This window comes from Enterobacter sp. J49 (assembly GCF_002148625.1).
GTDB classification, from domain to species: Bacteria; Pseudomonadota; Gammaproteobacteria; order Enterobacterales; family Enterobacteriaceae; genus Enterobacter; species Enterobacter ludwigii.
The window spans coordinates 294683-321423 of the sequence record NZ_MWPY01000035.1 but is presented as its reverse complement, the minus strand read 5'-3'; the positions used below and the strand labels follow the sequence as shown (position 1 = coordinate 321423).

Annotated in this window: 20 protein-coding genes and 1 tRNA gene; 13 read left to right on the top strand and 8 right to left on the bottom strand. The window is 54.0% G+C overall.

Going from position 1 to position 26741, the window contains the following annotated elements; translation table 11 throughout:
* Positions 1-10: 10 nt before the first annotated feature.
* The gene (locus tag BJP35_RS17750) at positions 11-874 is read right to left on the bottom strand and encodes a fumarylacetoacetate hydrolase family protein (RefSeq protein ID WP_014171588.1); all 864 of its coding nucleotides are present in this window, start codon (positions 872-874) and stop codon (positions 11-13) included.
* A gap of 17 nt (positions 875-891) precedes the next feature.
* Positions 892-2253, bottom strand: coding sequence for a 2-hydroxycarboxylate transporter family protein (locus BJP35_RS17745; protein ID WP_014171589.1), 1362 nt, complete (start codon positions 2251-2253; stop codon positions 892-894).
* A gap of 345 nt (positions 2254-2598) precedes the next feature.
* Between BJP35_RS17745 and BJP35_RS17740 the strand changes: the two genes are divergently transcribed.
* Positions 2599-4224, top strand: coding sequence for a sensor histidine kinase (locus tag BJP35_RS17740; protein WP_047356734.1), 1626 nt, complete (start codon positions 2599-2601; stop codon positions 4222-4224).
* Positions 4214-4906, top strand: coding sequence for a response regulator (locus BJP35_RS17735; protein WP_014171591.1), 693 nt, complete (start codon positions 4214-4216; stop codon positions 4904-4906). The genes BJP35_RS17740 and BJP35_RS17735 overlap by 11 nt, the downstream gene beginning before the upstream one ends.
* A 50-nt stretch (positions 4907-4956) precedes the next feature.
* Here the strand turns inward: BJP35_RS17735 and BJP35_RS17730 are convergent, their stop codons facing one another.
* Positions 4957-7092 (bottom strand): ornithine decarboxylase, encoded by a 2136-nt coding sequence (locus tag BJP35_RS17730; protein ID WP_025203245.1) that lies wholly within the window; start codon positions 7090-7092, stop codon positions 4957-4959.
* A gap of 255 nt (positions 7093-7347) precedes the next feature.
* Here BJP35_RS17730 and BJP35_RS17725 point away from each other — a divergent pair, with 255 nt between their 5' ends.
* Both BJP35_RS17725 and BJP35_RS17720 read left to right on the top strand, forming a co-directional pair.
* Positions 7348-8061, top strand: coding sequence for a DUF554 domain-containing protein (locus tag BJP35_RS17725; protein WP_014171594.1), 714 nt, complete (start codon positions 7348-7350; stop codon positions 8059-8061).
* A gap of 95 nt (positions 8062-8156) precedes the next feature.
* Positions 8157-8232, top strand: a tRNA-Phe gene (locus tag BJP35_RS17720).
* Positions 8233-8286: 54 nt separating this feature from the next.
* On the opposite strand, the gene BJP35_RS17715 is transcribed toward BJP35_RS17720, so the two are convergent.
* Positions 8287-8814 (bottom strand): LuxR C-terminal-related transcriptional regulator, encoded by a 528-nt coding sequence (locus tag BJP35_RS17715; protein ID WP_044857798.1) that lies wholly within the window; start codon positions 8812-8814, stop codon positions 8287-8289.
* A gap of 671 nt (positions 8815-9485) precedes the next feature.
* Here BJP35_RS17715 and pgaA point away from each other — a divergent pair.
* From pgaA to pgaD, 4 genes are read left to right on the top strand one after another with little or no spacing between them, the layout of a single operon-like run.
* Positions 9486-11924, top strand: coding sequence for a poly-beta-1,6 N-acetyl-D-glucosamine export porin PgaA (gene pgaA / locus BJP35_RS17710; RefSeq protein WP_047743636.1), 2439 nt, complete (start codon positions 9486-9488; stop codon positions 11922-11924).
* 8 nt (positions 11925-11932) lie between these two features.
* The gene (pgaB, locus tag BJP35_RS17705) at positions 11933-13936 is read left to right on the top strand and encodes a poly-beta-1,6-N-acetyl-D-glucosamine N-deacetylase PgaB (protein WP_047743638.1); all 2004 of its coding nucleotides are present in this window, start codon (positions 11933-11935) and stop codon (positions 13934-13936) included.
* On the top strand, positions 13929-15260 hold the full coding sequence (gene pgaC / locus BJP35_RS17700) for a poly-beta-1,6-N-acetyl-D-glucosamine synthase (protein ID WP_032678962.1): 1332 nt from the start codon (positions 13929-13931) through the stop codon (positions 15258-15260). The genes pgaB and pgaC overlap by 8 nt, the downstream gene beginning before the upstream one ends.
* Positions 15257-15688, top strand: coding sequence for a poly-beta-1,6-N-acetyl-D-glucosamine biosynthesis protein PgaD (pgaD, locus tag BJP35_RS17695; protein ID WP_014171599.1), 432 nt, complete (start codon positions 15257-15259; stop codon positions 15686-15688). The genes pgaC and pgaD overlap by 4 nt, the downstream gene beginning before the upstream one ends.
* A gap of 65 nt (positions 15689-15753) precedes the next feature.
* Here the strand turns inward: pgaD and gss are convergent, their stop codons facing one another.
* Entirely contained in the window at positions 15754-17616 is a 1863-nt protein-coding gene (gss, locus tag BJP35_RS17690; RefSeq protein ID WP_025203162.1) for a bifunctional glutathionylspermidine amidase/synthase, read from the bottom strand.
* A 213-nt stretch (positions 17617-17829) separates the two neighbouring features.
* On the opposite strand from gss, the gene yghU reads away from it, so the two are divergent.
* Both yghU and BJP35_RS17680 read left to right on the top strand, forming a co-directional pair.
* On the top strand, positions 17830-18699 hold the full coding sequence (gene yghU / locus BJP35_RS17685; protein WP_020883668.1) for a glutathione-dependent disulfide-bond oxidoreductase: 870 nt from the start codon (positions 17830-17832) through the stop codon (positions 18697-18699).
* Positions 18700-18859: 160 nt separating this feature from the next.
* On the top strand, positions 18860-19192 hold the full coding sequence (locus BJP35_RS17680; RefSeq protein ID WP_020883667.1) for a glycine zipper domain-containing protein: 333 nt from the start codon (positions 18860-18862) through the stop codon (positions 19190-19192).
* An 80-nt stretch (positions 19193-19272) separates the two neighbouring features.
* On the opposite strand, the gene BJP35_RS17675 is transcribed toward BJP35_RS17680, so the two are convergent.
* Positions 19273-20820: a methyl-accepting chemotaxis protein gene (locus BJP35_RS17675; protein WP_020883666.1), complete on the bottom strand. Its 1548-nt coding sequence runs from the start codon at positions 20818-20820 to the stop codon at positions 19273-19275.
* A 507-nt stretch (positions 20821-21327) separates the two neighbouring features.
* On the opposite strand from BJP35_RS17675, the gene BJP35_RS17670 reads away from it, so the two are divergent.
* Together BJP35_RS17670 and BJP35_RS17665 are read left to right on the top strand one after the other, a co-directional pair.
* Positions 21328-23919, top strand: a complete 2592-nt coding sequence (locus BJP35_RS17670) for an autotransporter outer membrane beta-barrel domain-containing protein (protein WP_047743640.1) — start codon at positions 21328-21330, stop codon at positions 23917-23919.
* A 148-nt stretch (positions 23920-24067) separates the two neighbouring features.
* On the top strand, positions 24068-25108 hold the full coding sequence (locus BJP35_RS17665; protein WP_047743648.1) for an aldo/keto reductase: 1041 nt from the start codon (positions 24068-24070) through the stop codon (positions 25106-25108).
* A gap of 52 nt (positions 25109-25160) precedes the next feature.
* Here BJP35_RS17665 and BJP35_RS17660 read toward each other — a convergent pair whose 3' ends face one another.
* Together BJP35_RS17660 and BJP35_RS17655 are read right to left on the bottom strand one after the other, a co-directional pair.
* Positions 25161-25649 carry a TIGR00645 family protein gene (locus BJP35_RS17660; RefSeq protein WP_014171606.1) on the bottom strand — a complete coding sequence of 163 codons (489 nt, stop codon included), beginning with the start codon at positions 25647-25649 and terminating at the stop codon, positions 25161-25163.
* 81 nt (positions 25650-25730) lie between these two features.
* Positions 25731-26234, bottom strand: a complete 504-nt coding sequence (locus BJP35_RS17655; protein ID WP_020883663.1) for an ESA_00282 family adhesion-associated protein — start codon at positions 26232-26234, stop codon at positions 25731-25733.
* 102 nt (positions 26235-26336) lie between these two features.
* Between BJP35_RS17655 and BJP35_RS17650 the strand changes: the two genes are divergently transcribed.
* Positions 26337-26741, top strand: a complete 405-nt coding sequence (locus BJP35_RS17650; protein ID WP_020883662.1) for a hypothetical protein — start codon at positions 26337-26339, stop codon at positions 26739-26741.

Below are 26741 nucleotides of genomic sequence, written 5' to 3'. Positions count from 1 at the left end.
GCCGTTTTACTCAGTGTGCTGCCGCAAGCCCGGTGGCGGGCGCTTCCATGATCACATTGCTCAGATGACCGATATGCTCGATCTCAACCTCAATGCGATCGCCCTCTTTCATGAACAGCGGCGGGTTGCGCTTTTTGCCCACGCCGCCAGGGGAGCCGGTGATGATCACATCGCCCGGGCTGAGGCGGGTAAAGGTGCTGATGTATTCGATAAGCTCCGCGACCTTGTGGATCATGCTGCTGGTGTTGTCTTCCTGCACCATACGGCCGTTAAGCCAGGTGCGGATCGCCAGCTGGTGCGGGTCCGGGATCTCATCCGCCGTCGCCATCCACGGGCCAAACGCTCCGGTCTGACGCCAGTTCTTGCCCGCCGTAAACCAGGTGTGCTGCCAGTCGCGGGCGGAGCCGTCCATGTAGCAGCTGTAACCCGCCACATGGCGCAGCGCCTCATCACGGCTGATGTTCTCTCCGGCTTTGCCGATAATGACCGCCAGCTCTCCTTCGTAGTCGAATTCACTGGAATGGCGCGGCTTCAGCACCGGTTCGTTATGGCCGGTCTGCGAATCCGGGAAGCGGACAAACAGCGTCGGCGCCGGGTTGTGCTGGTCAAACTCTTTGCGTTTGTCGGCGTAGTTCATGCCCACGCAGAGGATTTTTTCCGGCTGCTCAATCACCGGTAAGAAGGTGATGGCATTCAGAGGGACATCCACGGCGTCGTTGAGATAACGGGTGGCCTCAGCCAGCCCGTTGCCCTGCAGCAGCGCTTTGAGGTCGCTGTAGCGGTCGCCGAGACGGCGACCTAAATCAATCACACCTTCGGCCTGAACGATGCCGTAGCTGCGTGTTCCCTGGTATAAAAAGCTTGCGAGTTTCATTGTTCTTTCCTGAAAACTTAAACGAGGAAGTTGCCCAGTATCAGCAGAGAGATGGAGACGTTAATCGCGCCGCCAATACGGGTAGCAATCTGGGCGAAGGGCATCAGGCTCATACGGTTGCCTGCGGTCAGAATCGCCACGTCACCGGTACCGCCCTGGCCGCTCTGGCAGCAGGAGACGATGGCGACATCAATCGGGTGCATGCCAATCTTTTTGCCCACGAAGAAACCGGTCGCCACCAGCGCGGAGACGGTGCTGACAATCACCAGCAGGTTGGTCAGCGTGAATGCGGCGACCAGCTCATGCCAGGGGGTAATGGCCACGCCCACGGCGAAGAGAATGGGGTAGGTTACTGACGTCTGGAAGAATTTATACACCACCTGAGAGCCTTCCAGCAGACGCGGAGAAGCACCATTGCAAAGCTTGACCAGCACCGCCATAAACAGCATGCCAACCGGTGCGGGCAGGCCAATCAGCTTGTGGCCGAGCATCCCCAGCATGTAGAGCAGAACGGCCAGCAGTGCGCCAGAAGCGATCGTGGTGACGTCTGCTTTACCGGAGAACGCAGGCTGTGCGGTGGTTTCATCAGTATTCGCACGGTTAGGCATCAGCTGGCCTTCGCCGGTCAGGTGCGGGTAACGTTTACCGAGCTGATTGAGGCAGCCGGAGATAATGATTGCCGTCAGGCCGCCGAGCATAACCATAGGCAGAACGCGACCGAGCGCCACGCCCTGGTCCATATGCAGCAGGGTGGCATAGCCGATGGAGAGCGGGATCGCCCCTTCCCCAACACCGCCCGCCATGATCGGCAGAATGATAAAGAAGAAGATCTGGAATGGCTCAAGGCCCAGCGCTATCCCTACGCCCATGCCAACAATCATGCCGACAATTTCGCCGCACAGCATCGGGAAGAAGATGCGCAGGAAGCCCTGAATCAGCACGGTGCGGTTCATGCTCATGATGCTGCCGACAATGATGCAGCAGATGTAGAGATACAGAATGTTGGTGGATTTGTAGAACTTCGTGGTGGACTCCACCACCACATCCGGCAGCAGACCGTAATAGACCAGTGCCGAAGGAATAAAGGTGGCGCAAATCGCCGCCGCACCGAGTTTACCGACAATCGGCAGGCGCTTGCCAAACTCACCGCAGGCAAAACCGAAGAACGCGAGCGTGGCGACCATCACCACGATATCGCTGGGCAGTTTGCCGCCGAGGCAATCAATGGCAATCAGCGCGCCGGCCAGGACAAAAAGTGGCAGAGGGATAATTCCGATTTTCCACGTATCCATAATATGCCACCAGCGCTCTTTGAGTGATGGTCGCTGAATATCAATCGGGTCGTGGGTAACAGAGAAAGAATCGTCAGTTGTGCTCATAATAAGCCCCTTAGTTATTTTGTGCGTTCAGCTTAGAGTCACAAAGGCTTACTTTATGTGAGGGATGGCATATTAAAAGCGAAGTTTTTATGGCAGCTATGGTTTTAATGGTTTCTTTTATTTAATGTGATTTACGCCTTATTTATTGCCGTGGTTTTTATGGTTTCTTTTCTAAAACGAACAATCAAATAACATTTCTCCAGACGGCTTCAGGCGCATAGGCTATTCGGAAAATTCTTTTACAGGGCCTGCTGTGCAAGGGATCACAAGTTTTCGGCAAACCGGGTATCCGCGCGAAAAAAGATGATATATTGGCAATCTTTGCTGCTACCTCGCGTGATAGTTATGAAAGTATCGTTTCAGATTAAGCTGTTTATTTCGCTGGTCGCCTTTTTCTCAGTACTTTTTGCGTTACTGGGCGGATATTATTACGTCGATGTCGGCAAGCAGCTTTATCAGGAAATGAGCGCACGTGCCAAAATACAGGCGGAAGAGATCGCACTTATTCCCTCATTACGTGATGCGGTTGAACAAAAAGATATCAAAGCCATCCATGATTTTATGCAGAAAATTGCCGCTCACAGTGATGCCAGCTTTATTGTGATTGGAGATAATAAAGGTCTACATCTTTTTCATTCGGTCTTTGCCGACAGAGTGGGCAAGACGCTTATCGGTGGAGACAATGAGGAGGTCCTGCAGGGAAAAAGCACCACCACCATCCGCAAAGGGGGGTTGGGTATTTCGCTGCGCAGCAAAGCGCCCATCTTCAACGATGCGGGGCAAGTGGTGGGGATTGTCTCGGTGGGTTATCTCACCAGCTACCTTGATACCATTACCGTCAGCAAAGTGGTCAATATCCTGCTGGCCGCCGTGCTGCTGCTAATCGCACTCTTTATCTTCTCCTGGTTCTTTACCCGCAGTATCAAGAAGCAGATCTTCTCCCTGGAGCCACGGGAAATCGGCCTGCTGGTGCGCCAGCAAAAGGCGATGATGGAGTCTATCTATGAAGGGGTGATCGCCATTGATGATGAGCTGCGCATCGAGGTAATAAACCAGGCGGCACGCAAGCTGCTTGGCCTGAGCCAGCCAGCCCGTGAACTGCGCGGGCAGCTGATTAGCCAGGTTATCGACCCTGTCCCGTTCTTCTCGACGCAGACGATGCTGGCGAAAGATACCCATGATGAAATTTGCCGTTTTAACACCCTCACGGTGATTGCCAGCCGGGTGCGCATCATGCTTGAGGATTCGCTGCAGGGCTGGGTGATCACTTTCCGCGATCGGAATGAAATTGACTCGCTTAGCGCCCAGCTCAGCCAGGTTAAACGCTATGTCGATAACCTGCGCATCATGCGTCATGAGCAGTTGAACCGCATGACCACCCTGTCCGGCCTGCTGCACATGGGCCGCTATGAAGAGGCGATTGGCTATATTCAGGCGCAGTCGGAACACGCTCAGGAGCTGCTGGACTTTATCTCTTCCCGCTTCAGCTCCCCGACCCTGTGTGGCCTGCTGCTGGGTAAAGCCGCCCGCGCGCGGGAGAAAGGGGTCGAGCTCAGTTTTGACCCGGCCTGCCGGCTGGACAGGCCGTTCCCGTCGCTGGCTGAAGAAGAGCTGATCTCAATCATCGGCAACCTGCTGGATAACGCCATCGAAGCGACGCAGCGCTCACCGCTCCCCCATGCACCGGTCGAAGTGCTGATCAAACTGAGCGAGCAGGAGCTGATTATCGAAGTGGCCGACCAGGGCGTTGGCATCAAACCGGAGATCCGTGACAGGATATTTGAACGCGGCATCACCACCAAAACACGCGGCGATCACGGGATTGGCCTGTATCTGATCGAAAGCTATGTTACGCAGGCTGGCGGCGCGATAGAAATTGCCGATAACACCCCGCGCGGCGCCATTTTCTCTCTGTTTATTCCCGCCCGGCGTCCCGCCCAGCAACTGGAAGATACCGACTATGCAACATGAACTTATCGACGTATTGATTGTTGAAGACGAGAACGAACTGGCGCAACTGCACGCGGAACTTATCGGTAAACATCCGCGCCTGAGGCTGGTAGGGATCGCCTCGTCTCTCGCTGCCGCCCAGGTCCAGCTTGAAAGCAAACAGCCGCAGCTTATGCTGCTGGATAACTATCTGCCGGACGGTAAAGGGATCACACTGATCAATGACCCCATGCTCACCCGCGCCAACTGTTCGGTAATTTTCATTACTGCTGCCAGCGACATGGACACCTGCAGCCAGGCCATCCGAAATGGCGCCTTTGATTACATCCTGAAGCCGGTCTCCTGGAAACGCCTCAGCCAGTCGCTTGAACGCTTTGTGCAGTTTGCCGAACAACAGCGGGTCTGGAAGATTGTCGACCAGCAGAACGTCGACTCGCTCTACCAGCTGCAGGCGAAAAACTACCGTCTGGATAACGGCAGCAAAGGCATTGAGGAGAATACGCTGGCACGGGTGCAGGCGTTGTTTAACGACAAGGCGACACACTGTTTTTCCGTCGACGAGGTCGTGCAGGAGACAGGATTAAGTAAAACCACCACCCGACGCTATCTGGAGCACTGCGTGGAGGCGGGGTTTCTGAGCGTAGAGATGTTGTACGGGAAGATTGGGCATCCACGCAGGATGTATAAAAGAAGTGCGGTGTGAGCCCTGACCCTCTCTTTTGGGGAGAGGGCCGGGATTACGGATGACGGCGACTATGACAAAACATACCCGTACAGTCGTTTAATCCCGTCGGGATCCTTTTCGCTGTAAACGCCCTGCAGCTCCGGCGAGAAGCCTGGCAGCAGGTTGATGCCCTCCTCCAGCGCCAGGAAGTAACGCTGTACCGCCCCACCCCAGATTTCACCCGGCACCACGCACAGTACGCCAGGGGGATACGGCAGCGCGCCCTCGGCGGCAATGCGTCCGCCGGCATCACGGATGCGCACCAACTCCACCTTCCCGCGAATATACGCCTGATTCGCATCCTGCGGATTCATCGCCCGTTCTGGCAAACTCTCTTTACGGAACATTGCCTTCTGCAGATCTTTCACGTCAAAGCTCACGTAGAGATCGTGCATCTCCTGGCAGAGCTGGCGAAGGGTGTAATCGCGATACCGTACCGGGTATTTCTGGTAGATGGTCGGCAGGACGTCAGCGAGCGGCGTATCGTCTTCAATATGCTGTTCAAACTGACCCAGCATCGCCACCAGCTGCGCCAGCTTCTCACTGCTTTCGGCAGGCGTCAGCAGGAAGAGGATCGAGTTGAGATCGCATTTCTCCGGCACAATGCCGTTTTCACGCAGGTAGTGCGCAAGAATGGTCGCCGGAATGCCGAACTCGGTATATTCCCCGGTTTCCGCATCAATACCCGGCGTGGTCAGCAGCAGCTTGCACGGATCGACGAAATACTGCTCGCTGGCATAGCCTTCAAACCCGTGCCATTTAGCCCCCGGCTCAAAGCTGAAGAAGCGGCGCTCGCTGGCGATGGCGTGAGTGGGATGATCCTGCCACGGACGCCCGGCCACCATCGGCGGAATAAACGGTTTGATCATATGGCAGTTGGCAATGATCGCCTTGCGGGCCTCAATGCCCAGCTCAACACACTCCGCCCAAAGCCGGCGCCCGCTCTCCCCTTCATGGATTTTCGCGTTCACATCAAGAGCTGCAAACAGCGGATAGAACGGACTGGTCGAGGCATGGAGCATGAACGCATTGTTGAGGCGCTTGTGCGGACAGAAACGCGCCTGGCCGCGAATGTGATTATCCTTTTTATGGATCTGCGAAGTCTGCGAGAACCCGGCCTGCTGTTTATGCACCGACTGCGTCACGAAAATGCCGGGATCGTTCTCGTTCAGATCCAGTAACAGCGGAGAGGTTTCCGCCATCATCGGAATAAACTGCTCGTAGCCCACCCAGGCCGAATCAAACAGGATGTAGTCACAAAGATGGCCGATCTTGTCGATCACCTGACGGGCGTTGTAGATCGTGCCATCGTAGGTACCAAGCTGAATGATCGCCAGACGAAACGGGCGTTTCTCCATGGCCTTTTCCGGCGCAACTTCACGGATCTGATTTCGCAGGTACGCGTCGTCAAAGCACTGCGCGTCAATCCCGCCAATAAAACCAAACGGGTTACGCGCCGCTTCAAGATAAACCGGCGTGGCACCCGCCTGGATCAGCGCACCGTGGTGGTTGGACTTATGGTTGTTGCGATCGAACAGCACCAGGTCACCGCGGGTCAGCAGCGCATTGGTGACCACCTTATTTGCAGCGGAGGTGCCGTTCAGCACAAAGTAGGTTTTATCAGCATTAAAGACTTTTGCTGCGAACTTCTGGGCATGCTTGGCGGAGCCTTCGTGGATCAGCAGATCGCCCAGTTTCACATCGGCATTGCACATATCGGCGCGAAATACGTTCTCACCGAAGAATTCATAGAACTGCCGTCCCGCAGGGTGTTTTTTAAAAAATGCACCGTGCTGGTGTCCCGGACAGGCAAAAGTACTGTTGCCCATCGCCACGTACTGGCTCAGGGTGTCAAAAAATGGCGGCAACAGATTCTCTTCATACCGGCTGGCCGCCGTCTCCAGTTCCAGAAACTCCTGAGCTTTACCTGATATCACTGCCGTTGCGCCATCAGGAACGTCAGACGGCTCTTGCGAGTAAATAAACACCGGAAGCTGAAAGCCCGTGCGTTTAAGCAATGCCAGAATGCCGCTGCAACTTTCCGCGGGGGTAATGACGACTGCCGCCACATCCGTAAAATCAGTGTTATCCAGCGTCACCTTTTCGCGGTGCGTAGACACAGTAGAGACCAGCTCGCGGCTGACGGCGATTTTCATGGTTTTCATAAGTGCAGTTACCCTCACCGAACGGTGAGACAGGAGTAGATAATATCGATACGGGTGAGCGTTCGCGCAGCGACAGACAACATCATCATTGGCGGCTCCGTACACAGGAAGGAGAAATTTCGCGCAATCATGTCACCTTTTATTTTGAGGTGCAAGAAGCAATCAGTATGCGTTAACCCGCCTAAACCTAAGCTTAACAGGCCCCTGGCGTGTCATAATCCTGCAATACCCATGATTAACTAACAGGAGTTCACGGTGGTTATCGGACCCTTTATCAATGCCGGTGCCGTATTGCTGGGCGGCGTACTTGGCGCCGTATTAAGTCAGCGGTTGCCGGAGCGTATTCGCTCTTCCATGCCCTCAATATTCGGCCTGGCCTCGTTAGGTATCGGCATTTTACTGGTGATCAAGTGCGCCAACCTGCCGGTGATGGTGCTTGCTACCCTGCTCGGCGCGCTCATTGGCGAGTTCTGCTATCTGGAAAAGGGTATTAACAGTGCGGTCAGCAAAGCCAAAAACCTGATTGCCCACCCGGGCAAGGCGAAAAACGGCACTCACGAGTCGTTTATTCAGAACTACGTCGCGATAATTATTCTTTTTTGCGCCAGCGGCACAGGCATTTTCGGTTCAATGCAGGAAGGCATGACTGGCGACCCCAGCATATTGATTGCGAAGGCGTTTCTTGATTTCTTCACGGCCACCATTTTCGCCACGACCCTCGGCATCGCCGTCGCCGCGATTTGCGTGCCCATGCTGCTTATCCAGCTGGCCCTCGCTACCTGCGCCACACTGATCCTTCCTCTCACCACGCCGGCAATGATGGCCGACTTCACCGCCGTCGGTGGCCTGCTGCTGCTGGCGACAGGGCTGCGGATATGCGGAATAAAGATGTTTGCAGTGGTGAATATGCTGCCCGCGTTGTTGATTGCGATGCCGCTATCCGCGCTCTGGACGCACTTTTTTGCTTAAGTTTACGGCGAACTGGTGAGAGAGTGTGCAGTCCGTTACGAAAACAACAAATTTCGTTGACGGCAGAGGGCATATCAGGTTTAATGCGCCCCGTTGCCCGGATAGCTCAGTCGGTAGAGCAGGGGATTGAAAATCCCCGTGTCCTTGGTTCGATTCCGAGTCCGGGCACCACTCTTCAGAAAACCCGCCCTCGTGGCGGGTTTTTGCTTTTGGGGTAAATCAAAGCTAGGGATCGTTCCCATCCGAATCCAGCAGTTTATTTTTAAAGATAAACAAACAAGCCTCGTTGAAGTTCTCTGCCCCCAGCCGTTCTGAAAGCGCGGTCCGTTTACGGTAGAGGCTTTTAATCGACGTATTCAGTTCCTGTGCCACTTCTTCCATCGCCATGCCAGCCCTGAGCAACCGCAGCATAATGGCTTCATGCGTGCTCAGCCGTAAGTTCAGCAGCCACTTTGTTGTCAGACGTTTGCCCTTCATGTTGAGCACCAGGTTGAATAACGACGCCATATCGGGTGCCGTGAGCGACGTGTTCATAAACAACTTCATGCTGAGCAGATTCTCCTCGCGATGCCGCATATCGAGCATAACGCAGCAGATTGTTTTTTTCGTTCTGGCCGGATGGCGTATCAGGTAATCATATAAACGCAGCGGTGCACGGCTATCAATCAATACAGAATATTCATCTGCGCCGTTATCAAATATCTTTCTGTCAATGGAGTCCAGCAGGATTATATCCGGAAAAAATATCCTCATCCCCCTGACAAGGTAGCGATCCTGTGTCACTAACACTATTGAAGTTGCCACTAACCATCCCTTTTAGATTAAAGCAAGAACGACCCTTCTGAAAGAAGTCCGCCTTCGTTTTATAGCGCTTTTATATTAACGATAAATGTATTCTGGCTTTGATTGACCCTCAATTCGCACATTCATTGATACGTCTTCCCATAGACTATCATTCAATGGCTGCCATTAATTATAAGTAAAAAACAATCTCAGAAAAGTCACTTTTATGGATATTAAGAATTTTTGTCATGAAACTTCCCAAACATGCACCGGAAAGTACTTTAATTCACACCAATAAGGCACATTAAAAATATAAACAAATTTGTCACAATATAAATAAAAACCAATAAAATCATAAAATTACAAATATAAACTCATTTCAAAATAATCGTTTAGGACAGCTCATTACAGAATTATCTCAAAACAACCACCCTGCTTTTCAACATATTTATCTGCCAACATATCGGGTGTACATTACCAGCCACTTAGCCCTGACCATAAGGACCCATAATTACCTTTAAGTAAGTACCCCATAACGTAACTGCATTCAGATTAAACGTTCTCATTTATGGCCTTTAACCCCGTGCTTAAAGGCGGCCGTGTTATGCAATGGATTTATGATAAACAAATGGCAAATAGATATGGAAAGATCACTTCGCTTCAATACGTTATTCTTTTACCGCACTCCCGCTTTATTGTTTCTGTTATTACTTTTCCCCTTTCTGGTTCAGGCAGCAGAATCAGTATATGAACAACAGATTCAGCAGGCGCGTAACGGTAATTACGCACCTTTTCTGCAATATCTTCAGCGTTATCAGCAGCAACATGCCCTGACGCCTGAGCAGGTTGCGGACTGGTTGCAGGTGGCGTCCTGGGCGGGTCGTGATGACGACGTTATTCAGGTCTGGCTGCGTTACAAGGTCTATATGCCTCTTCCTGCCCGTGGCGTGGCTGCTGCTGCTCAGGCAAGGCGAAACCAAAAGGCGTGGCAACCTGCGTTAATGCTCTGGAAGGAGGCGTGTAACCTTGCACCGGATAACGACGATTATCGCATCGGCTACATCAAAACCCTCGCCGACGCCCGCATGGATACACTGGCTCTGCAGGAAGCCCGGCAACGGGTGGCGGAAAAGCCCTCTCTGGCTCACATCCAGATGCTCTCTTATGTCTATTCACGCCTGGGGAAAAACCAGGAGCGGCTTTTAGCAGACATCCGCGCGTTGAATAGTGCGCCAGCGGATGACGCCCTTCGTACTGAGTTGATTGATGCGTTAACAGACAACCGGGCCGACACGCCTGCCCTGCGGCTTTCACAAACGGTGACGCTGCCCCCCGCGCAACGTCGCCGCCTGGCACTCAACGCCGCCGCCGAAATGGTACGCCTTGCCGATGTGCCTGCCCGTACCGAAACAGAGCGTTTGCAGCTCGCGCAAGCGGCGCTGAACCGCTATGACGAACTGCTGTCCCGCTGGCAAAGCGAACCCCAGGCAGCGGAGGACGTAATCCGGGCCCGTGTCGATCGGCTTGGCGCGTTTTACGCCCACGGTGATTATCCACAGGTCATCAGGGAATATCAGGCGTTAACGTCGGCTCAGCATCCCGTGCCGACCTGGGCAATTGGCTGGGTTATCTCCGCGTATCTGGAGGAGAAAAACGCCGATGCCGCCCTCTCGCTTCTCAAACGGTATCCAGACTATGCGCCGGATCCGCAGGACGACGATCATGCGCTTTTCTACGCCTGGCTGGATACCGGGCAGTATCAGGCCGCTCGCCAGTATGTTGAGAAGATAACCCGTAACACGCGCTGGACCCGCTACGATTTCGGTTCGCCAACCCCGCAACCCAACGATCAATGGCTCATCGGGCAGTCGCTCACCTTTAACTATTTGCTGATGACCAATGCCCTTCCGCAAGCCGAAAAGCTGGCGCAACGTCTGGCTGCGTCAGCACCGGGAAATCAGGGATTACAGATTGATTACGCCACCTTACTTCAGGCGCGGGGTCTGCCGCGGGCGGCGGAGCAAAAGCTCAAAATGGCCGAGACGCTGGAGCCATCCAATATCGAGCTGGAACGGCAGCAGGCCTACGTCGCAATGGATCTGCAGGAGTGGCGACAGATGGATTTATTGGCCGATGACGTTATCGCCCGCGCGCCTGTCGACGGGAGCGCCCGACGTCTGGACAGGCTCAGAAACGTCCATCATCTGTCCGAACTGCGTCTGAACGCGGGCAAAGGACTGCACTCTGATAACCCCGTCAGCGGCACACACGATCTGAGCTGGGATGCCACGATCTACGGTCCGCCCGTCGCGGATAACTGGCGGCTGTTTGGTGGAACCCGATTTGCGCAGGGCAATTTCGACGAAGGCAAAGGCAGCAGCCGCCACCTGTTTGCCGGCATCGAATGGCGGCCTCGCGACCTTCTGGTCGAAGCAGAACTCTCCGGTAACCATTATCACGGTGCAAACAAGCCCGGTGCTCGCCTCTCGGCGGCGTACAGCCTGAACGATAGCTGGCAGGTGGGCGGAAACCTTGAACGTCTTTCACGCACGACGCCTTTACGGGCACTGCGTAATGGCGTCAGCGCAAACCGGGGAGAAGGCTGGGTTCGCTGGTATCAAAACGAACGCCGTGAGTACCAGTTTAACGCCTCTGCCAGCCACTTTTCCGACCATAACCGCCGCCAGGAGTTCGCCCTTACGGGTAAAGAGCGGCTGTGGCAGACACCCACCCTGACGCTGGATCTCGAACCGGGTATATCAGCGAGTACCAACACCCTGCGGGACACGCTCTATTACAACCCGGAGCGGGATCTCTCCGTAACGGCGGCCCTGTCCGTCGATCATCAGATGTACCGCCATTACGACACGCTCTGGAGCCAGCAGGTCGTTCTCGGCGGCGGGGAATACTGGCAGAAAAATCAGCCCGCTGGCGCCATCGCCCTGCTGGGTTACGGGCAACGCATTCAATGGAACAACGTCATTGATAGCGGCGTGATGCTGAACTGGGACAAGCGCCCTTTCGACGGTAAACGAGAAAGCAATCTCTCCGTCACGTTTGATGCGAATTTACGCTTTTAAGGATGAATATGCTGAACAAACGTTTTTCTGTGAGCCTGATAATTATCGGCTGGTTATGCCTCAGCGCGAGCGTCTGCGCTCAGGCCCTCTCGTTTATGTCCCCCCAGGAACGGCCACAGCCTGAGGCAAGTAAACCCTGGCCAAAAAACCATTTTCTGGTTCTGGCCTACCATGACGTTGAAGATGATGCAGCCGATCAGCGCTACCTGTCCGTTCGTACCAGCGCCCTAAACGAGCAGATCGGCTGGCTTGTGCATCACGGTTATCACGCCATTAGCGTGCAGGATATTCTGGATGCGCATGAGGGCAAAAAAACGCTGCCGCCCAGAGCCTATTTACTCAGTTTTGATGATGGCTACAGCAGTTTCTACACCCGCGTCTGGCCACTTCTTCAGGCCTGGAACGTCCCTGCGCTGTGGGCACCGGTGGGCAGTTGGGTAGATACGCCAGCGAATCAGCAGGTCAATTTCGGCGGACTGATGACGCCCCGCGAGCGCTTTGCAACCTGGGATATGGTGCGGGAGCTAAGCCAGTCTCCGCTGGTTGAGATTGGCTCGCATACCTGGGCTTCGCATTACGGCATACCGGCTAACCCACAGGGAAGCCGTGAACCCGCCATCGCCAACCGCTTTTACGATAAAGCGACGGGGCGTTATGAAACCGATCGGCAGTTCAACCAGCGGATCGCTGATGACGTGCGCAAAGTTACCGACAAAATTACCCGGGTGACAGGAAAAGCGCCCCGCGCCTGGGTCTGGCCCTATGGCGCCGCGAACGGCACATCGCTCGCCATCGCCAGAAAGCAGGGTTATCAACTGGCCTTTACCCTTGAGGATGGGCTGGCGGATGTGCGCGATCTCGGCAATATTCCGCGTCTTTTGATTTCCGGAAATCCCTCGCTCAAATCCTTTGCCAGCACGGTCAGCCAGATTCAGGAGGCCGATCCCGTGCGCGTCATGCATGTCGATCTCGATTATGTCTACGATCCCGATCCGGCCCAGCAAACCAACAACATCAATAAACTTGTCCAGCGGGTTTACGACATGAAAATCAGTCATGTTTTCCTGCAGGCGTTTTCCGATCCGCTGGGCGATGGCACGATCAAAGCGCTCTACTTCCCTAACAGCCGGCTTCCGGTGCGCGCCGATCTGTTTAATTTTGTCGCCTGGCAGCTGCAAACCCGTGCAGGCGTAAAAGTCTATGCGTGGATGCCGGTGCTCTCTTTCGATCTCTCACCCGCACTCCCGCGGGTACAGCGCTGGGATCGTCAAACGGGCCAATTGCACGAGGCTACCGACCCCTACATCCGCCTCTCCCCGTGGAACCCCGAGGTTCGTCAGCAGGTCACGGAAATCTATGAAGATCTTGCCCGCTACGCCAGCTTCAATGGGATCTTATTTCACGACGATGCGGTGCTGACAGACTTTGAAGATGCCGGCCCGGATGCCCTGCGCGCCTGGAATAACCGCAGTATCGCCGCAATGCAACACGATCCGGCCACCCTTCACGCCTGGAGTCGCTTTAAAAGTCAGACGCTCATCGGCTTTACCCGCAGCCTTAGCCTGGCGGTGAAAAACATACGCGGCCCGCAGATTAAAACCGCGCGGAATATGTTCGCCCTGCCCATCCTGCAGCCCGAGAGCGAAGCGTGGTTTGCACAAAATCTGGATGATTTTCTGATGACCTACGACTGGACGGTTCCGATGGCTATGCCGCTGATGGAATCCGTTCCGGCCGAGGAAAGCGATGCCTGGCTCACGCGGTTGATCGCCGCCGTTGCCGCACGGCCCGGTGCGCTCAATAAAACCATTTTCGAGCTACAGGCCCGGGACTGGGAGCAGAAACCTCAACGTGCCGTGCCCGACACGCGTCTGGCGCAGTGGATGCGCGTTCTCCAGCTGAACGGCATCAAAAATTATGGTTACTACCCCGACGATTTCATCAACAACCAACCTGATATTTCACGCATCAGGCCTGAATTCTCTTCGTACTGGTACCCTGACAATGACTGATCGCATTATCGCATTCTCTATTTTATGCCTGGTATTCGGGTTGCCTCTGGGCGTGGCTGCCCTCTTTACCGGAGAACTGATTCTGGATTTTGTCTTCTTCTGGCCACTGTTCATGTCCGTGCTCTGGATAACCGGGGGGCTCTATTTCTGGTTTCAGCTTGAACGGCACTGGTCATGGGATAAGCAGACGCCCGCTCCCACGTTAGACGGCGATCCGTTAATTTCAATCCTGATCCCGTGTTTCAACGAGGAAAGAAATGCCCGGGAGACCATTAGCGCCGCGCTGGATCAGCGCTACCCCCATATCGAAGTTATCGCGATCAACGATGGTTCTTCCGACAACACCGCAGAGGTGCTGCAGCAGCTGGCGCAGGAACAGCCGCGCCTGCGCGTCATTCACCTCGCAGAAAATCAGGGAAAGGCGGTGGCGCTTAAGGCCGGTGCGGCGGCGGCGCGCGGCGATCTGCTGGTCTGTATTGATGGCGACGCCCTGCTCGATCGTGATACCGCAGCCTATCTGGTAGAGCCGCTGATTAAGTATCCCCACGTCGGGGCCGTCACCGGGAATCCGCGTATTCGCACACGATCAACGCTGATTGGCCGTATTCAGGTAGGCGAGTTCTCATCGATTATTGGTCTCATCAAACGGACGCAGCGGATCTACGGCAGGGTCTTTACCGTCTCCGGGGTTATTGCGGCCTTTCGCCGACAGGCGCTGGCAGATGTGGGGTACTGGAGCCCGGATATGATCACCGAAGATATCGACATCAGCTGGAAGCTTCAGCTTCGACACTGGGATATCTTTTTTGAGCCGCGGGCGCTGTGCTGGATCCTGATGCCAGAGACGTTAAAAGGTCTGTGGAAACAGCGTTTACGCTGGGCGCAGGGCGGTGCAGAGGTCTTTCTGGTTAACCTTCGCAAGATCGTGCGCTGGGAACATCATCGCATGTGGCCGCTGTTTTTAGAGTACGCGTTGTCAACGCTGTGGGCATTCGCCTATGCGGTGACCGTGTTGCTGTTCATTGTCAGCCATATCATTACGTTACCCACAAACCTGACCGTCGAGAGCCTGTTTCCTCCTGAATTTACCGGGTTGCTTCTGGGGGTCATGTGTCTGATGCAATTCCTCGTCAGTTTGTATATCGAGCGGCGCTATGAAAGAAACGTGGCGAGTTCACTTTTCTGGGTGATCTGGTTCCCGATGGTGTACTGGATGATTGGTCTGTTCACCACCCTCGTCGCCTTTCCAAAAGTCATGCTTAAACGCCAGCGTGCACGTGCGCGCTGGATCAGTCCGGACCGGGGAAAAGGAAGCATTCAATGAACGAAAATACGCTAATTCTGACTGAACATCGGCTATTGCCCCGTCTTTTTGATGCGGTGCTGACGCTGCTGGCATGGGGAGGTTTTCTGTTTTTCCTCTATGCCAATCTGTGGATGCAGGTAACCGAGGAGAGCAACTACCGCTGGGGCATTATTATTGCCTCGTTTAATACGGTGCTGATCTATTTGCTGATCGCCGCGCTTAACGGCTGGTTGCTCATTCTGTGGTATCAGTACAATCGCCGTCGCGCTCAGGTAAGGCGGCGGCGTCCCGATGCCTGGCGTCACGATGAGCTGGCGAGAAGCTTTAACGTTCCCCCACAAATCATTTCAGAGATGAGTCAGTACAATTTGCTGACGGTCTATCATGACCAGATCGGCCGCATCATTGACCTGAAGATAAGTCAGCAGCACGACGAGCATCCCTGAGCCGCCAGAAAACGAAAAACACCCGCAAGGAACACTTGCGGGTGTGTGTTGACAGCCGGAACAGCTTACTTGTCTTTCACCACAATCAACGGTTCGATGTCGCTCTCTTTCTTCACCACCAGCGAATCATCCCCGCGCAGGCAGGTGCCGCCGTAGTTACCGCCCACGGTAAACGTACAGACCTGGATATGCTTGCCATCCACCTTCGGCAGGCACCACAGCTGCTGGTAGATATTTTTGCGATCGACAAACTTGCCGCTCGACTTATCCAGCACTTCATCCCCGGCGCTAATCAGATCGATATTGCTGCCGCAGCGTCCGGCAATCGGTTTGATGGCGTAACCGGTCTGTTTCAGCAGGTCGTTAACCTCGAAATCGGTATCGAGCAGATAACGGTGATTCGGGAACAGCTGCCAGAGCACCGGGAGGATCGCCTTGTTGCCGGGAATAACCGTCCACAGCGGTTCGAACACCAGCACTTCCGGACGCAGCAGGACGTCAATCAGCCGTACGTCACCTGCCGGATGCCCGGTGCGGATCGGCACGGCGGCGTATTCGGTTTCGCTCACCTCGCGGATCTGCTCTATCGCCGTCTCCCACGCCCAGGTTTTCCACACGCAGTTAACGTGACGGCCTTCATCGTCAATCAGTTGCCCGGCTGCATCCCAGCTGAGAGCGTTAAGCCCATGCAGAATTTTGGTTTCAAACCCGGCCTGCAGCAGAGAGCGCTGAATAAAGAGCGCGTGATAATCCTCTTCGACGTCATTGTCCTGCATGATGTGCACGAACGGACGCGCATGGCTGTGCTTCCACGCGCCGGTAAGTTCTTCCAGCAAACCTTCCGCCGGATTGTGGCCGTTACCGCGATAACCGTTCTTCACCCACTCTTCGAGGATTAATCCCCCTTCCGTGTGGCAGGAGGCAGAATCGGCGTTGTACTCGTAAACCTTGATGCCACGCTCATCCATACAGAAATCCATACGACCGGTGATCATATGGTGACGACGCCACTGCCATGAGAGGCGCAGACGCGGCCAGAGGATTTTAGGGATGTCAAAAAGCGCCAGTAAGTTATCGTCTTTCAGCACTTTGTCGGTCGCGTGCAGGTACATCAGGTGCAGTTCATTGGTCGCTTTGATCAGCTCCTGCTCGGCACTTTCGGTAATGGTAAAATACTGGCAGGGATCTTTATTGATAAAGTGGCCGTTTGCGCGGACATACGCCTGCTGCAGGGCGTCGTTTTCGTTGAGCCATTTCCCGTCAAACTGACGTTTATTCTTCAGCCGCGCACCGCTGATTTTCAGCAGTTCACCGTCGAGTTCCGGCTGAGGGATGCTGTGCTCCGTGTCGTCCGTCTGGATCATCCAGCCGAGAATTTCGGTATCGTTAAAGGTGTCATGCAGCGTGTAAGTACCGTTCTCAACGGTCATTCGCAGCTCGCGCGTCCACTGCTGCCCGAGCGGGAGCGGAGAGTGAATAACGTTCTGCTCGGCAATGCGCACCTTATCGTCTAACAGTTGCGCGATCACGGCAACGTGGCCGGTCTCATGAAATTCCCCGCCCTTTTGCCAGATAAGCAACGCTCCGGCCTGCGGCGCGCGTTTCGACCCATTGGCAAAGGCCTGAAGCGGCAGGATGTTATCGTTCACGACCTGGCGCAAAAAGCGCAGAGAGAAGATCTCCCACGCCATACCGACGTCGGTGAAAACACATCCATAATTGAGGAACAGAAAACGGCGGGCGAACTCAACACACTGCCACTTATGGCCCATGTATTCATTGCCAATATAGCTGCGAAAATCCGCGTCTTCCGGATAACGACGCGGATCGAGACTGCCGTAGTTTGAAGAGTAAATCGCCACGCCACCCGGCGCATAACCTAATAACGTCCCGAATGGCGCGTCACTGCTTAACTTTCCTTTACGCATGTATCCAACCTAAAACGGGCAGGCGGCAATGTTGAAAGGGTTGTCGTCGTCTGCACGTTGTAATTAACCTGACAGAGGTGGGATTTATCATACACCCGTTCCGCTGTCTGTGTAGTGTGGCGCGAAGGGGAAATGTATTGCGCTCAGTTCGCTAAACCCTGCCATGAACTCCTGCTACACTCCCTCAACACATCACAAAAAAGGCAGGCCAACATGTCAGACGAAAATACCTATCAGCCACCCAAAGTGTGGGAATGGAAAAAGAACGGCGGCGGCGCGTTCGCCAATATTAACCGTCCGATCTCCGGTGCGACGCATGAGAAAGAGTTACCCGTGGGTTCGCATCCGCTGCAGCTCTATTCTCTGGGCACACCAAACGGGCAGAAAGTGACCATCATGCTGGAAGAGCTTCTGGCGCTTGGCGTGACGGGTGCCGAGTACGATGCATGGTTGATTCGCATTGGTGAAGGCGACCAGTTCTCCAGCGGCTTTGTTGAAGTGAACCCGAACTCGAAAATTCCGGCGCTGCGTGACCACTCCACGACACCGCCCACGCGCGTATTTGAATCCGGCAGCATCCTGCTCTATCTGGCAGAGAAGTTCGGCCATTTCCTGCCAAAAGATCCGGCGGGACGTACGGAAACCCTGAACTGGCTGTTCTGGCTGCAGGGCGCGGCCCCGTTCCTCGGCGGCGGTTTCGGCCACTTCTATAACTACGCACCGGTGAAGATTGAGTACGCGATTGACCGCTTCACGATGGAAGCCAAACGCCTGTTCGACGTGCTGGATAAACAGCTGGCGCGTAGCCGCTACGTGGCCGGTGAAGAGTACACCATCGCCGATATGGCGGTCTGGCCGTGGTTCGGCTGCGTGGCGCTGGGTAGCGTGTATAACGCCGCCGAGTTCCTCGACGCTGAGAAGTACACCAACGTTCAGCGCTGGGCGAAAGATGTGGCACACCGCCCTGCCGTGAAGCGCGGGCGTATCGTTAACCGCACCAGCGGCGAGCTCAACGAGCAGCTCCACGAACGCCACGCGGCAAGCGACTTCGAGACCAATACGGAAGACAAGCGTCAGGCGTAATGCTCTGCCGGGCGGACCACCGCCCGGCAACAGGGATCCCTGCCAGGGGCATGATTTGCTTAAGGGTTGAGCCGGTATTACTGGCACTATGCGGACGTTTTTCTCAGGTCAGATGACGAGAAAAGCGGACTCAACCGACAGCAGTCACAAAGGATTTGTTATGAAATTGATGAAAACAGCGCTGATTATCAGCACCCTGATCTTTTCCACTTCTGGTATGGCGATAGATAAAACCGCCGCCGGTGCAGTGGCCGGTGCGGCAATTGGCGCAGCCACGGGCAAAGATTTGAAATCCACGGTAGGCGGTGCGGTCGTTGGCGCGGGTACCGGTGCGATGTTCAAAAACGGTGACAAAGGTAAAGCTGCGCGTAAAGGCGGTGCGGTGGGTGCCGTGGTGGGTGCAGGTGCTGCGGCGGTAACAGGCAACAGCGTACTGAAAGGGGCCGCCGTCGGTGCCGGCTCTGGCGCACTGATTGGTGAAGCCACCCACTGATAAGCGGCGGGCGGCGCTCCGTTTGGCTCGCCTGCATTTAACCGAAAAAAAGGCCGCACACGGCGGCCTTTTAGCAGTGTTTATGCCGAGAGGCGGAATTTCTGCACCGACCGCTGGAGCTCTTCGGTCTGACGTTCAAGCGCGGAGGCCGCTGCCGAGACCTCTTCCACAAGCGAGGCGTTTTGCTGTGTCACGCCATCCATTTGCGTGATAGCAATACCCACCTGCGAAATCCCCTTACTTTGCTCCTCAGACGCAGACGCGATTTGCTTCATGATGGTCGTCACTTCCGTCACATCACGCAAAATGGCATCCATGGTGGTGCCCGTGTCGCCCACCAGCTTTGCGCCCTGCTCTACGCGGGAAACGGAATCGGTAATCAATCCCTCAATTTCTTTTGCCGCGTTGGCGCTGCGGCTTGCCAGGCTACGCACCTCGCCGGCCACGACGGCAAACCCACGTCCCTGCTCGCCCGCGCGCGCCGCTTCCACGGCAGCGTTTAGCGCCAGGATATTGGTCTGGAAGGCAATGCTGTTGATCACATTGGTGATTTCAGCAATCTTCTTCGAGCTCTCAGAAATACCGCTCATGGTGGTCACCACCTCTTCCACCAGCGAGCCGCCGCGGCTGGCCGTTGTTGACGCCACATCCGCCAGCTGGCTGGCCTGACGCGCACTTTCCGCATTCAGCTTCACGGTGGCGGTCAGCTGTTCCATGCTGGCCGCAGTCTCTTCCAGTGCGGCGGCCTGCTCTTCGGTACGGGACGAGAGATCGTTATTACCGCTGGAGATCTCCGTCGCGCCGCGCCAGATATTCTCGCTGCCGGAGCGAATAGAGCTCACCGCTTCTCGCAGGCTATCCTGCATCGCGCTCAGCAGAGGAACCAGTTGACCCACGCAGTTGCGACCGAACGGTTCAATCGGCTGACTGAGATCGCCCTGGGCAATCTGGCGGAACTGCTGGCGAATGCGAGCCAGCGGTTTTACCAGCATCGCCACCAGGTAACGGTCGGTGAAGAGCAGTATTAACAGGCCAATAATCGTGGCGGTGATAATCACCGTACGGGTCATGCTGGTCAGGCTGTCCACGACGACTCGGGTGCTGTCGAGTGCCCGGGCAGCCGCATTGTTAAAGTTCTCCGCAGCAGCACCAAACGCACGACTCAGCGGAGGGGTGATGTTATTCGCCTGCTGACGGTAGCCCTCCAGAGAGGATTGCTTCGCCTGCTGCATTTGCGGCGTTACGCCCTGCTCAAGCAAAGCCTGCCAGCTACCGATCACCTGAGCTGAAACTTGCTCATCCATCGGTCCTGGTGAGATTGCCTTCATCTCAGCCAGTTTCTTCCCCATATTGTCCAGCGCCTGCTGGGCTGGGGCCAGGTCCGGTGTGCCACCCGCGGCTTTCACTTCCATCGCACGACTCAACCGGGTCACAAAGCGAAAATACTGATCGTTACCCTGACTGAGTATGGTCATCTGTTTGACCAGCTGGCGATCCACCTCATTGCCCTCAGATACCCGTGACAGAGACCAGGTGCTGTAAAGCCCCACGCCCGCCCACATTAAACAAAAGATCCCGAGAATCGTCAGCATGACGAAACGGATCGTGAAATTACGCAACATATTCATAAGTCTTCCTTGCCGTGAGGGTGAATTCGCCCAGAGGCGAGTCTTACCCTCGTTATCGGCAGGAATGAGCAAATTCATCACCTTTCACGCATTATTTTTATTAAAATTTTTACTGCTCCTGCGTTCATTCAGAAAAAAGAGACACTTTCGAAGGGGAAAATTACCCTGCTAAGAATGTGTTTTACTTTGTCAGTGGATAAATAAATGTAAAACTGCAGCGCATTAAATTAACGGCCATACCTCCTGAGGAGTACCTCATCAACAGATTGCGTCAATCAATAGCGCTACCCTTTCGCGAAAACCCGCTTAATTTGCAGGGTAACTATTCAGTTCTATTTATCACATAAATATATTAACACCTAATTATCAGACTTCCTGATTTAAATACCCCAATAACTTACTCCTTATCTTTTAAATTTCATTACATCCTTTACTTATGAGAAATTCCTTAAATTAAATAAATTCCTTTACAAGGATGTCGACGATTTTTTATTAACGGAGTTTCAGATGCGTAAATTTATGAACCGCACATTGCTTTCGCAGTGTGTCTTAATGGCTTTAACCTCTTTCGGTACCCAGGCAGCAATGACGGCAGCGACACCGTGTGAGGATGGCGTGACGACGCAAACCTGTGGATTAACGAAATATACCGATGACAGCTTTTATCAAAATCCCGGTGTAACAAATGCGGTTATGGCCGACGCCACGGCGAATAATATTTTCATGGATGGTCATCGAGGTGATGGCGACACGCAGTCATTAACGGTATCCGGAACGGATATGTCAGGCCACTATATCCAGGGAAGCAACGGCGGTACCGCGAATATCACCCTGAATAACGGCGCTACGGCCGATATGATTGAAGTCGGTAGCGGAGGAGCGACCACCAATACCACCGTGACGGTTGATGGCGCGACGCTGAACGGTGAAAACAGTACAGGCAATTACCAGGGTGATAAAACCTATATGATGGGCTCAGCGATTTATCTCGATCCACTGGATAAAGGCTACCACACCGTCAATATTGAGAACGGGAGCGCGCTGCACGGCAGCATTGTAAGCGCCGGCGCTGGCGAACAGGATATTACCCTCAGCAACAGTACAATGGATAAGGGCGGTATTTATGCAGGGAGCGATCAATCAAATACCCGCATTACGCTGACCGGAGCCACCGTCGATGCCTCGCAGAGTGAAATCGCGCAGAACATGGGCGACCTGGCCGAAAAACTCAGCGCGTATAAGCCGTTCAGTGACATCAACCTGGATGGCGTGGGCGATCTTGCCATCGCTATGTACGGCACCCAGGCCGATTCCCTGGCCCTGAATAACAGTACCGTCACTGGCGATATTGGCGTTATTAATGAAAAGGGGTCGACATCACTTACGTTTACTAATAAGAGCGTCGTGAATGGCAATATTACCCTGAACGGCAGTTCAGCGAATTCTGTTCTGGTGGATAACAGCACCATTAATGGTGCGGTAAATACCGGTCAAAACAGCGGCAATACCACCATCACGCTGCAAAACAATGCCACCGTAAATGGTGATATTACAACCGGTGCGGGCGATGATACGGTCGTGCTGACCAATAATTCTCATGTTAACGGCAATGTTGATGGCGGTGACGGTAGCGACACGCTGTCAATGGATGCCGGCAGTTCTGTTTCTGGTGAAATTAGTCAGTTCGAGACGGTGAACACGACCAGCAATAACAGCATCGCCATTGATAAAATTAACGATGCCACCAGCTGGAGTTTGCAAAATGGCTCAACGCTTGTCGCTACTACCACCGGCAGTAATGCGATGGTAAATATGAGCACCGACAGCTTTGTTGATTTCGGCAATATCACCGGGGTTAATAACGCCGTTGTCGTCAACAGCATTACTCCCTCGGCACAAAATCAGCAGAACGTGATTCTGGGTACGTTCACCACTTCAGGCACCAGCACCCCGCAAAATTATGCAGCGGCTACCTTCACAAATGGCCAACAGAATGTTGAAAACCGTAGCGGCGCTTATAATTATGACAACAGTCTGAATATTGTGGCCGTAGATACCGCGCCGCAGACACGCCTTACCGCCGATAATACGCAGTCGTGGAATATCGAATTTAACAGCCAGAAGGGCAGCCTCGCGAGCGACGTTCAGGGCCTTGTTGCCGGTCTGGACGCTGCCGAGCAGGCCGGACATCAGGTGGCTGATGATATCAGCAACCATATGAATCAGGTGCATCTGGCTAACCTGCTCGGCAAGCAGGAGGAAGGTGCGCAGGTCTGGGGTGATTTCCTCTATCAGAATGGCAATTTCAGCAATGATGTTGACTATAAGAGCATCACCCAGGGCGCTCAGGGTGGCGTGGACTGGACGGCGCATCTGGACAACGGTGATAGCGTCACTGGCGGTATTGCACTGGCATGGACACGCAGCCGCGTGCAGGATACCCATGACGGCGCTGATAGCTTTAATGACAGCGTCTACGGTAATTACTACAGCCTATACGGTGGCTGGCAGCAGGCGCTTAACGGCAGAACATGGGGTATGTTTGCCGACGGTAGCTTCAGCTATGGCGATATGCGGTACACCCTGTCTGCGAATAACGTGACGGGGAATACCAGCGGCATGACCGAAGCACTGCACGGTTCGACGGATGGCACCCTGTATATGGCGCAGGCGCGTACCGGTGTGAACGTGTTGCTGCCAGGTGAAACCCTGCTGCAACCTTACGCCACCTTAGGCTGGGATCAAACCAAAGCAAACGGCTTCTCCGACAGTGAAGTGACCTTCGCCGACAGTCAGGTCTCTTCCTGGAACAGTGGGGTCGGGTTGAGACTCACCACAACGCTTCGCGATCTGAACAAGAACGTGCAGATGATGCCGTGGATCGACGCACGCTTCCAGAAAGAGTTCAGCGACGATACTGATATTCAGGCGGCGGATTACCACACCACCTCCGGCCATAACAACACGATGGGGATCTTCGGAGCAGGCATCAATGCAACCATCGCGCATAACTTCACGCTCAATACCGGGGTGTATGTCGGCACCGGTGACGTGGACAACGATGCCAGCGTGCAGGCGGGGATGAGTTACAGCTTCTGACGAGTGAACGCCCGGTCAGTCTGATGCTGCCGGGCTTTAATCATTCCGGGTGGTCAGACATGTCATCGCTTATCAACAGGATTTGTGATTTGATAAGCACAGAATGAAAACGTTGTTTCGAAAATTCATCGACAAGAAAGGAGACATCATGTCCTGGCACCCTTACCCCGCCCGCTACGAAAATATGCAGTACCGCTACTGCGGAAAAAGCGGCCTGCGCCTGCCGGCACTGTCGCTTGGTCTGTGGCATAGTTTCGGCCACGTACAGCCTCTCGACTCTCAGCGGGCGCTGTTGCATAAAGCCTTCGACCTCGGCATTACCCATTTCGATCTTGCCAACAACTACGGCCCGCCGGCGGGAAGCGCGGAAGAAAACATGGGTCGTCTGCTGCGGGAAGATTTTGCCGCGTATCGCGATGAACTGATCATCTCAACCAAAGCAGGCTATGACATGTGGCCGGGGCCGTATGGGTCGGGCGGGTCGCGCAAATACCTGCTCGCCAGCCTCGATCAGAGCCTCAAGCGCATGGGGCTGGAGTATGTGGATATTTTCTATTCTCACCGCGTGGATGAAAATACGCCGATGGAAGAGACCGCCGCTGCGCTGGCCCAGGCTGTGCAGAGCGGTAAAGCGCTGTATGTCGGTATCTCCTCCTACTCCACGGAGCGCACCCAGAAAATGGCGGACCTGTTACGTGAGTGGAAGATCCCGCTGCTTATCCACCAGCCATCTTACAACCTGCTCAACCGCTGGGTCGATCACACCGGCCTGCTGGATACGCTTGAGAAAAACGGGGCGGGTTGCATTGCGTTTACGCCGCTGGCGCAGGGTCTGCTGACCGGAAAATACCTGAACGGTATTCCTGAAGATTCTCGTATGCAGCGTGAAGGCAAGAAGGTGCGCGGTCTGACGGAAAACATGCTGACTGAAGCCAACCTGAACAGCCTGCGTTTACTGAATGAGATGGCACAGGCCCGTGTTCAGACGATGGCGCAAATGGCGCTGAGCTGGCTGCTGAAGGATGAACGCGTGACATCCGTACTGATTGGTGCGAGCCGTCCGGAGCAGATCGAAGAGAACGTGCAGGCCCTGAATAACCTGCACTTTAGCGACGATGAGCTGAAAAGGATTGACCAGCATGTTGCGGATGGGGAATTGAATTTGTGGCAGGCATCGTCGGATAAATAGCGCGGTCTGTCGCGCTCACGCCCCCCTCTCCCCTGGGAAGAGGGGGGGAAAATTACTTCTTACTGATCTTATCCAGATACCCCATCACGAACGCAGACAGCACAAACGTCAGATGGATAATCACATACCACATCAGTTTGTTGTCCGGGACATTCTTGGCGTCCATGAATACGCGTAACAGGTGGATAGATGAGATCGCCACAATCGACGCAGCCACTTTATTCTTCAGCGACGAGGCATCCATTTTGCCCAGCCAGTTGAGCTTCTCTTTGCGCTCGTCGATATCGAGCTGAGAGACAAAGTTCTCATAGCCGGAGAACATCACCATCACCAGTAATCCGCCCACCAGCGTCATATCCACCAGCGAAAGCAGAACCAGAATCAAATCTGCTTCGGCAATGGAAAAGATGTTCGGCAGAACATGCAAGATTTCCTGGAAAAACTTAATCGTCAGCGCAATCAGCGCCAGCGAAAGGCCAAAATAGACGGGTGCCAGTATCCAGCGAGAGGCGTACATCGCGTTTTCAAAGAAGCGTTCCATAAAGTCCTGTCTGCAAACGAAACCAGCGCCCAGTATATCTCAACGGCGCTGACTGTTTGCAACAACTCACTCGTTGTACGTTCAGACATTGTCAGGATTGACGTCCGGGCGCGCATACTCCGGCCAGACCAGCACCACCAGTTCCGGATACGCCTCCAGGCTGAACTCACGAAAACACTGGCGCAGGTTTAATACGTCCAGATCGGAACAGGAGACCTTCTCACCGTTAAGGCAACGCTTTTTGATATTGTCATAATATTTATACACCGCGGAATTCAGGTCGCTGCAGCGGCGCTGCGCTTCAAACAACCCAGGCGTGTCATTAATTTCCGACATTTTCATTCGCTTAATTGTCGCGTGCAAAAAGTCGATATATTCATGGTTCACCCGCCAGTACCAAACCGGTGTAACCGAGTTCATCAATACGGAGAAATGGTCTTCACCTTCCTCTTTTGTCATCAGTTCAGGTAGCGGAGGTTCACTGGCGTCTTTCGACACTTGCGTTTTATTGAACTCCTGCATCAATAAAAGAACACCAGCGGTCAGTAATAGTAATGTGATGACCGTAAAAAAAATGCTGTTCATGGGTAGGCTCCATTTTTTTTGATTTTAAAATTGCCTCATGATATTGTCAACGAATCTCACGCCTTTACCAACCCCACCCTGTTGTAATTAAAGGAAATTAAAATGCTGCCCGACTACCTCGTCCCGGCTAAGTACCACATTGCGCCTGTGGAACAGCAAACGACGGAAGCAGAAAAAGAGGCTAATTTCACTCAGGGGAAAAGAAAGCTCTCTGATTACGAGTCTGACATATTAATAGGCGTTTCTCGCACCGGTAAATCCCGTAATATGTTACTGGAAGAGCACGACCGTCATATAAAGGACCGGTTATTTCGCGCCGTTAAAATAGAAGCCTTTGTCCACCTGCTGAATGACCTGCAGGCCGAAGGTGAAATAGATGCCCAGAAATTAAGTCAAATAATCGCGGAAAAAACCAAAGAAATAAACGAAGCCGGCAATGAAATTTGGCTTAATCTAATTACGCGTGAAACCAACAACCCTATTTTTTATAACCTGGGGGAAGAGTAA

Coding starts and splice junctions, on each gene's coding strand:
- BJP35_RS17750 (WP_014171588.1), bottom strand. CDS start 874: ATGAAACTCGCAAGCTTTTTATACCAGGGAACACGCAGCTACGGCATC.
- BJP35_RS17745 (WP_014171589.1), bottom strand. CDS start 2,253: ATGAGCACAACTGACGATTCTTTCTCTGTTACCCACGACCCGATTGAT.
- BJP35_RS17740 (WP_047356734.1), top strand. CDS start 2,599: ATGAAAGTATCGTTTCAGATTAAGCTGTTTATTTCGCTGGTCGCCTTT.
- BJP35_RS17735 (WP_014171591.1), top strand. CDS start 4,214: ATGCAACATGAACTTATCGACGTATTGATTGTTGAAGACGAGAACGAA.
- BJP35_RS17730 (WP_025203245.1), bottom strand. CDS start 7,092: ATGAAAACCATGAAAATCGCCGTCAGCCGCGAGCTGGTCTCTACTGTG.
- BJP35_RS17715 (WP_044857798.1), bottom strand. CDS start 8,814: ATGAGGATATTTTTTCCGGATATAATCCTGCTGGACTCCATTGACAGA.
- pgaA (WP_047743636.1), top strand. CDS start 9,486: ATGGAAAGATCACTTCGCTTCAATACGTTATTCTTTTACCGCACTCCC.
- pgaB (WP_047743638.1), top strand. CDS start 11,933: ATGCTGAACAAACGTTTTTCTGTGAGCCTGATAATTATCGGCTGGTTA.
- pgaC (WP_032678962.1), top strand. CDS start 13,929: ATGACTGATCGCATTATCGCATTCTCTATTTTATGCCTGGTATTCGGG.
- pgaD (WP_014171599.1), top strand. CDS start 15,257: ATGAACGAAAATACGCTAATTCTGACTGAACATCGGCTATTGCCCCGT.
- gss (WP_025203162.1), bottom strand. CDS start 17,616: ATGCGTAAAGGAAAGTTAAGCAGTGACGCGCCATTCGGGACGTTATTA.
- yghU (WP_020883668.1), top strand. CDS start 17,830: ATGTCAGACGAAAATACCTATCAGCCACCCAAAGTGTGGGAATGGAAA.
- BJP35_RS17680 (WP_020883667.1), top strand. CDS start 18,860: ATGAAATTGATGAAAACAGCGCTGATTATCAGCACCCTGATCTTTTCC.
- BJP35_RS17675 (WP_020883666.1), bottom strand. CDS start 20,820: ATGAATATGTTGCGTAATTTCACGATCCGTTTCGTCATGCTGACGATT.
- BJP35_RS17670 (WP_047743640.1), top strand. CDS start 21,328: ATGCGTAAATTTATGAACCGCACATTGCTTTCGCAGTGTGTCTTAATG.
- BJP35_RS17665 (WP_047743648.1), top strand. CDS start 24,068: ATGTCCTGGCACCCTTACCCCGCCCGCTACGAAAATATGCAGTACCGC.
- BJP35_RS17660 (WP_014171606.1), bottom strand. CDS start 25,649: ATGGAACGCTTCTTTGAAAACGCGATGTACGCCTCTCGCTGGATACTG.
- BJP35_RS17655 (WP_020883663.1), bottom strand. CDS start 26,234: ATGAACAGCATTTTTTTTACGGTCATCACATTACTATTACTGACCGCT.
- BJP35_RS17650 (WP_020883662.1), top strand. CDS start 26,337: ATGCTGCCCGACTACCTCGTCCCGGCTAAGTACCACATTGCGCCTGTG.